The 13691-nt window shown below is 70.7% G+C and carries 9 protein-coding genes; 3 read left to right on the plus strand and 6 right to left on the minus strand.

Annotated elements, in window-relative coordinates:
- Positions 1-67: 67 nt before the first annotated feature.
- Entirely contained in the window at positions 68-2920 is a 2853-nt protein-coding gene (locus ABIA32_RS20580) for a discoidin domain-containing protein (protein ID WP_370097309.1), read from the minus strand.
- Between the two features lie 168 nt (positions 2921-3088).
- On the opposite strand from ABIA32_RS20580, the gene ABIA32_RS20585 reads away from it, so the two are divergent.
- Positions 3089-5842, plus strand: coding sequence for a TIM-barrel domain-containing protein (locus ABIA32_RS20585; RefSeq protein ID WP_370097311.1), 2754 nt, complete (start codon positions 3089-3091; stop codon positions 5840-5842).
- Positions 5843-5944: 102 nt separating this feature from the next.
- Here the strand turns inward: ABIA32_RS20585 and ABIA32_RS20590 are convergent, their stop codons facing one another.
- From ABIA32_RS20590 to ABIA32_RS20600, 3 genes are all read right to left on the minus strand, one after another.
- On the minus strand, positions 5945-7831 hold the full coding sequence (locus ABIA32_RS20590; RefSeq protein WP_370097314.1) for a ricin-type beta-trefoil lectin domain protein: 1887 nt from the start codon (positions 7829-7831) through the stop codon (positions 5945-5947).
- A gap of 191 nt (positions 7832-8022) precedes the next feature.
- Positions 8023-8286, minus strand: coding sequence for a hypothetical protein (locus tag ABIA32_RS20595; RefSeq protein WP_370097317.1), 264 nt, complete (start codon positions 8284-8286; stop codon positions 8023-8025).
- 67 nt (positions 8287-8353) lie between these two features.
- Positions 8354-8935: a hypothetical protein gene (locus ABIA32_RS20600; protein WP_370097320.1), complete on the minus strand. Its 582-nt coding sequence runs from the start codon at positions 8933-8935 to the stop codon at positions 8354-8356.
- A gap of 273 nt (positions 8936-9208) precedes the next feature.
- Between ABIA32_RS20600 and ABIA32_RS20605 the strand changes: the two genes are divergently transcribed.
- Positions 9209-10153 carry an alpha/beta hydrolase gene (locus ABIA32_RS20605; protein WP_370097494.1) on the plus strand — a complete coding sequence of 315 codons (945 nt, stop codon included), beginning with the start codon at positions 9209-9211 and terminating at the stop codon, positions 10151-10153.
- A gap of 42 nt (positions 10154-10195) precedes the next feature.
- On the opposite strand, the gene ABIA32_RS20610 is transcribed toward ABIA32_RS20605, so the two are convergent.
- Positions 10196-11146 carry a Dyp-type peroxidase gene (locus ABIA32_RS20610; RefSeq protein ID WP_370097323.1) on the minus strand — a complete coding sequence of 317 codons (951 nt, stop codon included), beginning with the start codon at positions 11144-11146 and terminating at the stop codon, positions 10196-10198.
- 215 nt (positions 11147-11361) lie between these two features.
- Here ABIA32_RS20610 and ABIA32_RS20615 point away from each other — a divergent pair, with 215 nt between their 5' ends.
- Complete coding sequence (locus ABIA32_RS20615; protein WP_370097326.1) at positions 11362-12285, plus strand: NADP-dependent oxidoreductase; 924 nt, start codon at positions 11362-11364, stop codon at positions 12283-12285.
- Between the two features lie 144 nt (positions 12286-12429).
- Here ABIA32_RS20615 and xylA read toward each other — a convergent pair whose 3' ends face one another.
- Positions 12430-13608 (minus strand): xylose isomerase, encoded by a 1179-nt coding sequence (gene xylA / locus ABIA32_RS20620; RefSeq protein ID WP_370097328.1) that lies wholly within the window; start codon positions 13606-13608, stop codon positions 12430-12432.
- Between the last annotated feature and the right edge of the window lie 83 nt (positions 13609-13691).

Here is a 13691-nt window from a genome sequence, read left to right on the forward strand (position 1 = left end):
CGGCTAGTGATCACCAACACCCCAACCTAACCTCCTCATCGGACACTCGCCGTCACAGGCCCGGCTGTCAGCTGCCGTAGACGCGGAAGGCCCAGAGGGAGTAGCCGTAGCCGGTCGCGCGGGCCGTCCCGTACATCCGGATGTAGCGGCCGGAGCCGGTGAGGCCGGTCAGGTCCTGGTTGCCGCCGGGGCCGTTGGTGGTCGAGTAGATCGTCGTCCAGGTCGTCCCGTCGTTGGAGGTCTGGATCTGGTAGGCCGTCGCGTAGGCGGCTTCCCAGTCGAGCTGGACCTCGTGGATGGCGTGCGTGGCGCCGAGGTCGACCTGGAGCCACTGCGGGTCGGCGAAGGCACTGGACCAGCGGGTCGCCGGGTTGCCGTCGGTGGCCAGGTTCGCGGTGTCGCTGGTGCCGGACTGGACCGAGGAGGCCGTCGTCGGCCGGTTCAGGGCCAGGTCGGTGGCGACGACGGTCCAGGTGAACCAGGCGGTTCCGGAGGCGCCGGTGGTGTCGGTCGCGGTGACGGTGACGGCCGAGGCGCCGGAGCCGGTCGGGGTGCCGGTGATCCGGCCGGTCGAGGAGTTGATCGAGAGGCCCGCGGGGAGGCCGGAGGCGCGGTAGGCGAGTGCCTGGCCGGCAGCCGAGTCCGTGGCGCTGATCTGCAGCGGGGCGATGGCCGTGCCGCCGGTTGAGCTCTGGTCGCCCGGCGGGGCGACGGTGACGGTGTTCGCGCTGGTCCCGCCGGTGGCCCTGAAGGCGAGCAGTTGCGCGGCGGCGGGACGGGTGTCGCCCGTGCTGCCGGCGTTGTCCCAGCCGCGCTGCGGAGCGGTGGCCACCTGGCTGCCCTGGGCGGTGAGGCTGAGGGCCAGACCGCTGTAGCGGTTGACCAGCCGGTAGCCGCCCTGGCCCGGCGCGGTGGCCGCCCGGATCGACCACTGCTGGCCGGTCGTGGGCGAGCCGCCGAGCCTGCCGGGGGTGACCGGCGCGTCCCAGGCGCGGCCGGCGTTGCCGCTCGCGTCGACGCCGAGCACCTGGCCGGAGGAGGCGTTCGCGACGGTCCAGAAGCCGTCGCCGGTCGGCTGGAAGCTCCAGTTCTGGGTGGGCGCGGCGCTGCTCGCGGCGACGGCGGTCAGCGCGGAGCCGCTCTGCGCGAGGTACTGGCCGTCGCCTGCGCTGATCTCGTACCGCACGCCTGGGGTGACCGGCGCGGCGGGGAGGTCCGCCGACGAGGTGGGCGCGATGGTGATGTCGGCGTACTCGCTGGTGTAGGTGGAGCAGTAGTACGCGCAGTAGGAGCGGAAGGTCCGGCCGACGACGTTCGAGCTGGTGAGGTTGCCGGTGTCCAGCATCCAGCGGTACCAGGCGCCGTTGGGCTGGTCGGTGACCAGGCCGAGGTCGGTCCACTTCTGCGTGGCAAGGCTGTCGGTGACGTAGAAGTGCAGCGGGGTCAGCGTGCCGGTGGCCTGGGCGACGTTGTTCTGCGGGGTGCCGATGTACTTGCCCAGGTAGGCGTCCCAGGCCACGTTCATCACCGCGAGCTGCGAGTTGTCGGGCGTCGCCCCGGCCGCGACCTGGGCGGCGACGCTGCCGGAGGCGTGCGGCGCGTAGTCGTCGGCGGGGGCGATGTAGCCGGGGCCGCCGCCGTCGGCGGGGATGATGTCGCTCTCCGCGCCGCCGACGCCGGGCTGGGTCCAGGCGCCGTCGTACCACTTCTGCCAGGAGCCTCCGGCCATCTTCTGCGCGATCGGCGCTCGCGCGACGTGCTGCAGCCAGACGGTGCCGCTGCCGGACTTGTCGAGCACGCGGGTGGCGTAGAAGGCGTAGAAGTACCCGGAGGCGTTGTCGACGAAGAGGCGCTGGTCGCCGTCGCCGTAGTAGTAGGTGGCGCCGGGGAACTGGGCGGTGTCGCCGCGCTTGGTGCTGTAGGGCGAGGTGACGGCGTGGCCCTTGACGGACCAGGTGTGGCCCTGGTCCTTGGAGACCGCGTAGTCGATGGCGTCGTAGTGCAGGCCGTCGCCGAAGGGCTGCGGGGTGAACTCGTTGTGGACCAGGCCGTACCAGTCCCCGGTGTCCGGGTCGACCCAGACGCCGCTCAGGTCGCAGTAGTTGCGCTCCGCGTAGCCCGAGCCGGTGGGCGCGTTGGTGGCGGTGACACCGGTCGGGCTGTTGTTGCAGCGCCAGGTGGTGTCGGCGTTGCTGTCCTTGGAGTTGGCCGGGTTCACCGAGCTGCTGATGGGCGCGGTGGTCGCGGTGTCGAAGTTCGTGCCGGACCAGAAGTCCCACTGCCTGATGTCCTTGGCACCGTAGAGGGAGTGCGCGGACTGGTAGTAGAACTGGCCGTTCTTGTCCAGGTAGACCGATGCGGGGGTGTCGTCCGGGTTGGCGAAGTTCACCGCCTTGCCGGAGGAGAGCACGTAGGGGTCGGCGGGCGCGGCGGCGGCGGCCCAGACCTCGCCGGTCTGCGCCGGGTCGCAGGGGGCGAGCCCGATCCGGTCGTTGTCGGCGACCACCCCCTGGACCTCCAGGCACTTGCCGGACTTGGCCGAGTAGATCGTGCCGTCCGGCACATGCCGGAACCGCTGCTCCGGCGCACCGGCCGCGCAGCTCCACAGCTCGACGAGCGCTGCGGTGGCGTTGGAACCACCGGTCACCGCCAGGCACTTGCCGAGGACGGTCACCGAACCGTCGCTGTTCCAGCTCCAGTTCTGCGCGGTGGAGCCGTTGCAGGCGTAGAGCTGGACCACGCTGCCGTCCGCGGTGCCGTAGTTGGAGTCGTCCAGGCACTTCCCGCCGAGGGTCACCGTGCCGGCCGCCACCGTGTGCGTCACCGCGTCGGCGGTCGCGCCGCCGCTCAGCGCTGCCGACGCGCCGACCAGCGCCAGTGCGAGGGCCGCCGCGAGGCGTCCCCTCCGGGGTCGTCCCACTCTCCTGTGCATCGTGAGCCTCTCCGATCTCGGCAGCCCTGGTGACCCGCCGGGTTCAATTAGTTAAAGTAGAATCAGAACTAACCTGGCTCGGCGTCAAGACCCCGTACGCAGATCAACAGCTCAGCTGCACACCCCTCCTGACGTGATCTCAGAGAAGGAGCCGCCATGCGAGCACGCCTGCTGGCCTTCGCACTGCCACCCCTGATCGCGCTCTCCGCCCTCACGCCGCTGGCCCCCACCAGCTCGGCAACCGCGGCGACGACCCGCTCCGACGTGGTCCGGGACGGGTCCGCGCGGTTCGAGGTCCTCTCGCCGACGCTGATCCGCACGGAGTACGCCGCCGACGGCGTCTTCGAGGACCGGCCCACCTTCAACGCCGTGAACCGGTCCATGCCGACACCCGCCTTCACCACCTCCGTCTCCGGCGGGGTGCGCACCATCACGACCGGCAAGCTGACCCTGCGCTACGTCGAGAACTCCGGCCCGTTCACCCCCGAGAACCTCAGCATCGCGCTGACCGCGGGCAGCACCGCGGTCACCGCCCGCCCCGCCTGGTCGACCACCCCGACCTGCGGTTACACCTCCGGCTGCGAGGCCGAGGGCCTGTCTCTCTCCGGCGGTGCGGCCACCGCGAGCGACCACACCGGCTACACCGGCAGCGGATTCGTGGCCGGGCTGAACAGCCCACCGGCCGCGATCTCCTGGTCGGCGACGGGCGTTCCCGCCACCGGCGACTACGCGCTGCAGTTCCGCTACGCCAACAGCACCGGCGGCGACGGCCTGAACACCACCCGCACCATGAGCGTCACCGCGGGCGGCGCCACCACTCGGGTCAGCCTCCCGGTCACCGGCAGCTGGGACACCTGGGCCGTCGCCTCCACCATCGTGCACCTGACCGCGGGCACCAGCCCGCTGAGCGTGGCCTGCGCCACCGGCGACAGCTGCAACGTCAACATCGACAGCGTCGCGCTGACACCCGTCGGCGCGGCCTACCCGACGCCGACCGCCGCCGCGCCCTCCGCCAATCTGGGCGGCTACCGCCGCAGCCTTGACGGGCAGTCAGGCCCCGCCCCGATGGCGGACGGCCTGCTCGACACGGCGGGCTGGCACCTGCTGGACGACACCTCCACCGCCCTGCTCAACGCCGACGGCACCATCACCCAGCGCCCCTCGCACAGCGGAAAGCCGTACCAGGACGGCTACTTCTTCGGCTACGGTCACGACTACCGGCAGGGCCTCAAGGACCTGCACGACCTGACCGGCCCGGCCGTGCTGCTGCCGGAGTGGGCCTTCGGGGTGTGGAACTCGCGCTACTACGCCTACAGCGCCGCCGACTACCAGAACTCCGTGATCCCGGCCTTCCGCTCCCACCAGACGCCCATCGACGCCCAGGTGATCGACACCGACTGGAAGTCCCCCAACGCCTGGGACGGCTGGTCCTGGAACACCTCCCTCTTCCCGAACCCGCAGGCCTTCATGAACTGGACCAAGCAGCAGGGTCTCGCGGTCGCGCTCAACGTCCACCCGAGCATCACCGAGACCGATCCGCACTACGCCCAGGCGCAGGCCACCGCCGGCGGCGCGCTGGCCGTGGGCAGCTGCCTCTCGCCGACCACCTGCCACGTCTTCGACTGGAGCGACCCCAAGCAGCTCAAGGCCTACCTCGACCTGCACACCCCCCTCGAGCAGCAGGGCGTGCGCACCTGGTGGCTGGACTGGTGCTGCGACAACTCACAGGCCTCCGCGTCCGGCGTCACCCCCGACACCTGGATCAACGCCCAGTACGCCGCGCGCGGTGACGCGGCCGGGCTGCGCGGCTTCGCCTTCTCCCGGGCCGGCAGCGGCTACCAGGACTACACCGGCTCCGCCGTCTACCCCTCCGGCCCCTGGGCCGAGCACCGCTACACCCTCGCCTTCACCGGCGACACCTCGCCCACCTGGGACATGCTCTCCTTCGAGTCCTACTTCACCGCCCGCGAGTCCAGCGGAATCGGCCTGCCCTACATCACCCACGACATCGGCGGCTTCTACGCCGACTCCGCCTACGCCAAGAACGGGCACGACAACGACGACCTCTACGCGCGCTGGGTCCAGCTGGGCGCCTTCCAGCCGGTGCTGCGCCTGCACTCCAACCACGGCGACCGGCTCCCGTGGAACTACGGCGCGGCGGCCCAGGCCTCGGCCGAGAAGTTCCTGCGACTGCGCGAGGCGCTGGTCCCCTACAGCTACACGCTCGCCAAGCAGGCCCAGGACACCGGCCTGCCGATGGTCCGGGCGCTCTACCTGAACTACCCCGAGTCGCCCGAGGCGTACAGCTACGACCGCGAATACCTCTACGGGGACAACGTCCTGGTCGCCCCGGTGACCACCCCCGGCTCCGGCGACGTCACCACCAACGTCTGGCTGCCGCCGGGCAGCTGGACCGACTGGTTCACCGGCAAGACCTACACCGGACCGGCCACCGTCCCGATCACCACCGACCTGTCCACCATGCCGGTCTTCCTACGCTCCGGCGGCATCGTGCCCACCCGCAGCAACTACGTCGACAACACCGTGCAGCACCCGCTCGACCAGGTCACCCTCGACGTCGCCACCGGCGGCAACGGCGCCTTCTCGCTCTACGAGGACGCCGGCGAGGGCAACACCTACAAGAGCGGGCAGTCCGCCACCACGCCGACGAGCTACGCCGACGCCACGCACACCCTCACCATCGGCGCCCGCCAGGGCAGCTACCCCGGCGCGGTAGCCACCCGGACCTGGACGATCAAGTTCCACGACGTGGCGTCCGCGCCGTCGAGCGTCACCATGAACGGAAATCGAGTCACCGGCTACTCCTACGACCCGACGACGAGCACCCTCACGGTCGCGACCGGCCCGCTGGCCACGGCCCAGACCGTCACCATCGGCTACACCTCATAGGCGAGTAGGTCACGAGCTGCGGCGATCGGGCACTGACCGCGCCCGATCGCCGCTTGCTCCCGTGAGTTCCTCCGTCGTTCGGTCCCTACCGACCGGGAGTGCTCAACTCGGCAAGGTCCACTGCTGGTTGGCGGATCCGGCGCAGTCCCAGATCTGCAGCCGGGTGCCGTTGGCGGAGCTCGGTCCGGTGGCGTCCAGGCAGCGACCCGAGTTGGGGTTGAGCAGGGCGCCATTGCTCTGGTGCTGCCACTGCTGTGCGCTGGTGCCGTTGCAGTCGTACAGCTGGACCTGTGTGCCGTTGGCGGTGCCCGCCGCGGTGATGTCCATGCACTTGCCGAGCGCCTGGAGCGAGCCGTCGGACGCGACCGTCCAGCTCTGCGCGGCCGTGCCGTTGCAGTCGTAGAGCTGCACGGCCGTCCCGTTGGCGCTGTTGCCCCCCGCGACGTCCACGCACTTGCCGCCGTACCCGGTGATCTGCCCGGTCGGGGATCCGGTGCCCTGGCCGGCGTTCCAGGTGAAGGTCGCGCTGGTCTGTGCGGGGAGGGAGTAGGTGAAGTGCTCGCCGCCCCAGTTGACGGTCAGCGACTGGGTGGAGCCCGACTCGTTGTAGGCGACCAGAGCCTTGGAGCCGTCGGGGTTCAGCCAGGCGACGTTGGGGACGCTGCTGTTGGCCGTGGAGTCGATCCGGTACGCGCCGGGCTTCACGAACTTGGTGAGCTGGCCCATGTCGTAGTACTCGATGTTGTAGTCGACCTGGCCGCTGCGGCTGTCGCCGTTGTGCACCGTGACCAGTCCGGTGCAGGTACCGCAACCGCCGGTGTGCGGGCCCATGTTCTGGTCGACCGCCAGCGACCACTTGACCACCGACTTACCCCAGTTGCGGGTGTAGTCGATGATGTTGTTCATGTCCTCCTGCTGCTGGTTGGCGATCCAGGTGCCACCGGAGTGCTCGGTGTCGAAGGCGTCGACGGCGGGGTACTGGTTGTGGATCGTGGTCTGCTCGGAGACGCTGCCCCCGTAGCCGTGCCAGGCGACGCCCCCGAAGAGCGGGTCGTTGCGGACCGTGGCGTCGTCCACCGTCGGTGCGCCGTAGGAGGCGTAGGTGTCCGGGTTCCAGTCCAGGGCCAGCACCTTGGTGCTCAGCCCGGCGGCGTGGAAGGCGGGGAGCAGATCGGTGCCGGTGAAGTAGTCCAGGCCGCTGCCGTTCCACTGCATGGAGGGATAGCCGGAGCAGCAGGTGGGCTCGTTCTGGGCGGACACGTAGTCGATGGGCACGCCCTGGGCCTGGTAGGCCTGGATGTACTTGACGAAGTACTGGGCGTAGGCGGGGTAGTACTGCGACTGCAGCCAGCCCTGGCTGTACGCCCCGCTGTCCTTCATCCACGGCGGCGCGGTCCACGGGGTGCCCATGACCTTGAGGCCCGGGTTGAGCTGCTGCGCCTGCTTGGTCAACGGCAGTACGTCGACCAGGTCGTGGGCGATGGAGAAGTTCGCGAGATTGGGGTCGGTCTGCCCGGACGGCATGTCGTCGTAGGTGTAGCTGTAACGGGCCAGGTCCGAGGCGCCCATCGGGTTGCGCAGGAAGTCCAGGCCGATGCCCGTAGTGGGGTTGAACAGGTTGTTCATCAGCGTGGTGCGGGTGGCGCTGCTGAGCGCGCCGCTGCTGTTCATCAGCCACGCCGCCGTGTCGGTGAAGGACGCACCAGCTCCGGTGAACTGCTGGTAGCGGGTGTTCTCGTTGACGTTGACGACCTGTCCGCTGCTGCCGGAGCCGGCGCTGAACGCGATCGATGCCTGTTGCTGCAGGCCTCGTGTGACGGTGCGTCCACCCGAGTCGCTGGTGGTGGTGAGCCAGATGCCGACAGGTTCGCCGGCGGCGTGCGCGGGCACGGGCTGGGTCGCGATCAGGCCCGCACCGGCGAGCAGTGCGGCGGCGGTACAGAAGGCCAGGCGGCGGAGCGGGAGTGCGCGAGCGGGGGAAGCAGGCATGGGGGTACCGCTTTCGGATCCCGGGGGTGGGGGCGGGAAGTGCGGGGTTGCGCAGCGGGCGCGTTCAGGAGTTGAACGCGAAATCGCATTCTTTCACTGCTTAGTTCAAGACTTGATTGAACTAGCGCCGCATGGCCCCGTCAAGAGGTCTGGTCCAATTCTGGTGGGGTTGGAGATGCGCGTCTGCCGGGTCAGGCAGGCCAGAGGACGACGTCCACTCCGGGAGCGGTGAAGCGGACCGGCAGCCCGGCCAGCAGCGGGCCACGCGTCTCGCGCGTCCAGACATGGAGCTGGACACCGATCTCGATCAGGCCCGGCTCCTCCATGCGATCCCCGACGCACTGTTCCCACGCGAGCATCACGGCCGCCCGCGCGCCGCTGACCGTGTCCGCCGAGGTGCGGCCGGTCACGATCTCCTGCGCGGGGATGCTGAACGCCCACTCTGCGATGATCACAAGCAAAGGGTAGAGCCCCGACCGCCCGCAGGAGTGATTCCGGGGCAGTGGCCGTGAGCAGCCTGCGTCATCCCGCCGATATCGGCGCCGCCGCCACGACCGACACCCGGTCGCCGAATCGTGCCGTCAGGTCTCGTTTCGCCCGCGCCGGATCACCGGCGACCCCGACCTCCACCACGCCGTCGCTCAAGCTCGCCACCGACCCCGCACCCACGCTCTGGATGCTGTAGCCGACGGTGTGTCCGATCAGCGCCTCCACGCGGCGGCGGGTCGCCGTCAGCTCACTGATCGACCGCGGCGCGTTCTTCAGGTCGATCCGCACGCCCGTGTCCAGGCCCGTGACGGCGGCATCGAAGCCCGAGCCGGGCTTGCGGTAGACGATCAGTCGTCCACCCGGGACGTCGACCACCAGGCCGGCGTAGGAGTTCCGGTAGGAGTCGGCGAGACGCTCGATCGCGCCCGCAGCCGTGTCCAACCGCTCCTGGTCGAGTGTGCTGGAGCTGGACGCGACGGGAGGAGCAGGCGAGCTCGCCTGCACGGGCGCCGCCGGCACGACGGTGACCTGCCGGCCGCACGCGGCGACGAGGGGCAAGGCCGCTATGACCAGGCCGGCGGCGATCACGCGTATCGACGCGCGGGCACGTGTCATCGATCCTGCCTCAACTTCCACTGGTGAACGCCGCTACTTCTTGACGATGGCCCGTGATCGTACGCCTTCGCGTGCCCCAGCCAGCAGGGGGTTCGGTTCCTGCGCGCGCGGTCAGGCTGGCAGGCTGTGCTGGTCGGGATGCCGCCAGGAATCCCTCGACCGTGGGGAGGTCCCTTCGTGGGTGTCGGTGGAACGCCGTTGGAGGACGGCCCGGTCCCGGAGGTCCGGCACGCGCCTCCCTTCGATCCGGAGCTGTCCGCCGCGCTCGCAGCCATGAGCGCGGAGTCCAGGGAACCGGTCACCCTGGATGACCTCGCCGCCCGGCAGCAGCGCGACGCTGCGGCGCGGCCCAGGCCCACTCTTCGCGAACTCCGGGCCGACGGTCGGTTCGAGGTGGAGGAGCTGCGTGCGCCGGGCGGCGTTCGAGACGAGAAGGCGGGGAGGGAGGGGATCGAGGTCAGGCTGGTCAGCGCGCGGCCCGCTGGGATCGCCGGGCCGCTGCCGCTCCTGTACTACATGCACGGGGGCGGAATGATCATGGGCAACGCATGGTCCGTGCTTCCGCGGCTGCTCCGCGAATGGGTCCTCCCGCTGCAGCTCGCCGTCATCTCCGTCGAGTACCGGCTGGCGCCGCAGGCCCAGTACCCCGGACCCTTGGAGGACTGTTACGCCGGACTCCTCTGGGCGGCTGACCACGCGTCCGGACTGGGCCTCGACGCGGACCGCATCATGATCGGCGGGAAGAGCGCCGGGGGCGGACTCGCCGCCGCGGTCGCCCTGCTGACCCGCGACCGGGGCGGACCGGCTCCGGTCGGCCAACTGCTCCTCAGCCCGATGCTCGACGACCGCAACAACACCTTCTCCAGCCACCAGATGGCCGGCCGCGACCTCTGGGACCGAGCCTCCAACGCGACCGCGTGGCGGGCCATGCTGGGCGACCGGCACGGCACCGCCGACCTACCGCCCTACGCGGCCCCTGCCCGCGCCACGGATCTGTCGGGGCTGCCCCCGGCCTACATCGAGGTCGGGTCGGCCGAAACCTTCAGGGACGAGGCCGTGGCGTACGCCGACGCGATCTGGCAGGCCGGCGGCGAAGCCGAACTCCATGTCTGGCCCGGCGCGTTCCACGGCTTCGACACCATCGCGCCGCGGGCGGTCCTCAGCCAGGACGCCCGCGACGCCCGTTCCCGCTGGCTCCGGCGGATCGTGGGACGATGAACGTCCTCCGGCTCGGCTGGAGTGGCCGGGCCGGTCGACGGATCAGTCTCCGTCCGCGCCGTCGGACACGCCGTCAGAGACGCCGTCGAGGAAGTCCGCGCTCGGCACGAAGAACAGGCAGCCGGTCACGGCCGTCGAGAAGTCGAGAATGCGGTCGGTATTGCCCGGCGGGTCCCCCAGGAACATGTTGCGCAGCATCCGTTCGGTCACCGACGGCGTCCGCGCGTAGCCGATGAAGTACGTCCCGAACTCGCCCCGCCCCACGGTCCCGAAGGGCATGTTCTCCCGAACGATCTGCCGTTGCCTTCCGTCCTCCCCGACGATCGTGTTCAGCGCGACGTGCGAGTTCGCCGGTTTGAGGTCGTCGCGGAACTCCACGTTCTCGGCCTTGCTGCGGCCGATCACCAGCTCCTGCTCCGTGGTGGAGAGGGCAGCCCAGGCCGCCATGTCGTGGACGTACTTCTGCACGATCACGTAACTGCCGCCACGGAATCCGGGGTCATCGTCGCCGATGTGGACCGCCGCCTCCGCGGCCTGGCCCCCGGGGTTCTCGCTGCCGTCGACGAACCCCAGCAGATCGCGCTCGTCGAAGTACTTGAAGCCGTGCACCTCGTCGACGACCGAGACGGAGTCGCCCAGCCGGTCCGCGATCAGACGGGCCAACTCGAAGCAGAGGTCCATCCGCTGGGCCCGGATGTGGAAGAGGAGATCACCCGGGGTCGCCGGAGCGTGGTGCTGAGGGCCCTCCAGGGCCTGGAAAGGGTGCAGTTCGCGCGGCCGGGGGCCGTCGAACAGGCGGGTCCAGGCGTCGGACCCGATGCCGACGACACAGGTGAGACCGTCGGCCGGCGCCCTGAACCCCACCGAGCGGACCATTCCCGCCAGATCCTGGAGCAGGTCCAGCACGGTCGGTTCGCCCCCGGCCGCGATCGTGCCCACGAGGAACACCGCCGCCCGCGCGGGAGGTGTGACGACGCTCTGGGGTGTTGCCATCGGGCTCCTGACGCGACGTGGGTGCACGGTCGGGGTCACCCGGATGATCCCACACGTCCGCGCGCCCGAGAGGCAACGACCCTGGCAGCCGCGCCGTCGCGGCCCCAGGGATCCCCCCGTTCGGACCGGCGGGCGGGCTCGACGCGGTGGGCTGGCCTAGCGTGAACGGTGGCGACCCCGGCACGCAGGCGGTCGCGGCACCCGGAGGTCTTCGCATGCGCGCGGTGACGTACGACGCCTACGCCTCGGACAACTCGCGGCTACGGTACGGCGATGTGCCTGACCCCAAGGTCGGGCCCGGACAGGTGCTCATCCAGGTCCGCGCGGCCTCGGTCAACCCGGTGGACTGGAAGGTCATGGCGGGCGGGCTCGACGGCATGATGGACACCGTCTTCCCCGCCATCCCCGGCTGGGACGTGGCCGGCGTGGTTGCCGCGGTCGGTCCGGACACGCCCGAGTTCGCGGTCGGCGACGAAGTGATGGCGTACGCCCGCAAGGACTCGGTGCACGCTGGAACCTACGCCGAGTACGTCGCGGTCGCCGCGCCCGCCGTGGCCCGCAAGCCCGCCGCTCTCGACTGGGCCCAGGCCGGCGGGCTCCCGCTGGCCGGCCTGACCGCGCAGCGCACCCTGGACCGCATGGACGTCGGCGCCGGGGACGTGCTGCTGGTGCACGGCGCAGCCGGCGGAGTGGGGAGCATGGCCGTGCAACTCGGCGTGGACCGCGGCGCGCGCGTGCTCGGCACCGCGTCCGAACACAACCACGCCTTCGTGCGCGAGCTGGGTGCCGAGCCGGTGACGTACGGCCCCGGCCTGGTCGAGCGCGTCCGCGCGCTGGCCCCGGGCGGCGCAACCGCGGTGGCCGACTTCGTCGGCGGACAGCTGGACACCACCCTGTCCGTCCTGGCGCCGGGCGGCCGCAACGCCTCCATCGTCGATCCGGCCGGCGCGCAGCGGTCCGCTGGGCTGTGGATCTGGGTGCGCCCCGACGGGTTGAAGCTGGCCGAGTTGGCCACGGTGATCGACCGGGGCGCGCTGACCGTCACGGTCGCCGCGACGTTCCCGCTGGACCAGGTCGCCGCCGCGTTCGACGCCAGCCGCACCGGTCACACCCGCGGCAAGATCGTGCTGACACCCTGACACGCTATGCGGTGGGCCCGGCCGGCGCGATCAGTGGACCTTGCATGTGGGCGTGCCGTGTGGGCGCGCCGAAGGGCCGCCGTGGGGTGCGGCGGCTCGTCGGCACGCGGGGTGGTCCGGTGCTACCGGGCGGGGCAGCGGAACTTAGACCGCGGTTCGCGCCCCCAGCAGGTGCTCCATCGCCAGCTGGTCGAGCGCCTCGAACGCCATCCCCCGCTCGGCTGCGGCCGCCGCGTCGAAGTCCTCGAACGACGCCCGGTCCGCCAGCAGGCCTGCCAGGCCGTCAGCGGCCGTCGGCAGGGCCAGCTCGGGGAGGCGCGACGCGGCCAGCGCGGCCTGGACGTCCGGGTCCGCGCGGAAGGAGCGGGCGCGCTCGGCCAGCAGCAGATAGTTGCGCATGCAAGCCGCCGCCGAGGCCCAGACGCCGTCGAAGTCCTCCGTGCGCGGGGGCTTGAAGTCGAAGTGGCGCGGCCCGTCGTAGCCGGCCGACTCCAGGAGGTCGACCAGCCAGAAGGCCTGCCGCAGATCGCCCGCGCCGAACCGCAGGTCCTGGTCGTACTTGATGCCGGACTGGCCGTTCAGGTCGATGTGGAAGAGCTTGCCGTGCCAGAGGGCCTGCGCGATGCCGTGCGGGAAGTTGAGGCCGGCCATCTGCTCGTGGCCGACCTCCGGGTTGACGCCGACCCGCTCCGGTCGCTCCAGCTCGTTGATGAACGCCAGGGCGTGACCGACCGTCGGCAGCAGGATGTCGCCCCGCGGCTCGTTCGGCTTGGGCTCGATGGCGAAGCAGATGTCGTAGCCCTGCGTCTCGACGTACTCGCCGAGCAGGTCGAACGCCTCCTTCAACCGGTCCAGGGCCACCCGCACGTCCTTCGCCGCGCCCGATTCCGCGCCCTCGCGGCCGCCCCAGGCGACGTAGACCGACGCGCCGAGCTCGGCCGCCAGGTCGATGTTGCGGATCGTCTTGCGCAGGGCGTACCTGCGCACGTCCCGGTCGTTCGCGGTGAACGCGCCGTCCTTGAAGACCGGGTGCGTGAAGAGATTGGTCGTCGCCATCGGCACTCGCAGGCCGCTCGCGTCGAGCGCCGCACGGAAGCGCTTGACCGTCGCCTCCCGCTCGGCGTCGGTCGAGCCGAAGGGGATCAGGTCGTCGTCGTGGAAGGTGACGCCGTAGGCGCCCAGCTCGGCGAGGCGCTGGACGGTCTCGACGGGGTCCAGGGCAGGGCGCGTCGCGTCACCGAAGGGGTCGCGACCCTGCCAGCCCACGGTCCACAGGCCGAAGGTGAACTTGTGCGCAGGGGTGGGGGCGAGCGGGTCGGTCATGGGTCTGCTCCGTTCGGTGCTGCCACGGCTCTATTCGTATTGGCAAAAAACAAATTAGTATGCGGTGGCAGCGAACGGAAGCC

The organism is Streptacidiphilus sp. MAP12-20 (assembly GCF_041262525.1).
Classification (GTDB): Bacteria; Actinomycetota; Actinomycetes; order Streptomycetales; family Streptomycetaceae; genus Streptacidiphilus.

Excerpts from the sequence above, each read along its gene's own strand:
- ABIA32_RS20585 (WP_370097311.1), top strand. The coding sequence starts at position 3,089 with ATGCGAGCACGCCTGCTGGCCTTCGCACTGCCACCCCTGATCGCGCTC.
- ABIA32_RS20590 (WP_370097314.1), bottom strand. The coding sequence starts at position 7,831 with ATGCCTGCTTCCCCCGCTCGCGCACTCCCGCTCCGCCGCCTGGCCTTC.
- ABIA32_RS20600 (WP_370097320.1), bottom strand. The coding sequence starts at position 8,935 with ATGACACGTGCCCGCGCGTCGATACGCGTGATCGCCGCCGGCCTGGTC.
- ABIA32_RS20605 (WP_370097494.1), top strand. The coding sequence starts at position 9,209 with ATGAGCGCGGAGTCCAGGGAACCGGTCACCCTGGATGACCTCGCCGCC.
- ABIA32_RS20610 (WP_370097323.1), bottom strand. The coding sequence starts at position 11,146 with ATGGCAACACCCCAGAGCGTCGTCACACCTCCCGCGCGGGCGGCGGTG.
- ABIA32_RS20615 (WP_370097326.1), top strand. The coding sequence starts at position 11,362 with ATGCGCGCGGTGACGTACGACGCCTACGCCTCGGACAACTCGCGGCTA.
- xylA (WP_370097328.1), bottom strand. The coding sequence starts at position 13,608 with ATGACCGACCCGCTCGCCCCCACCCCTGCGCACAAGTTCACCTTCGGC.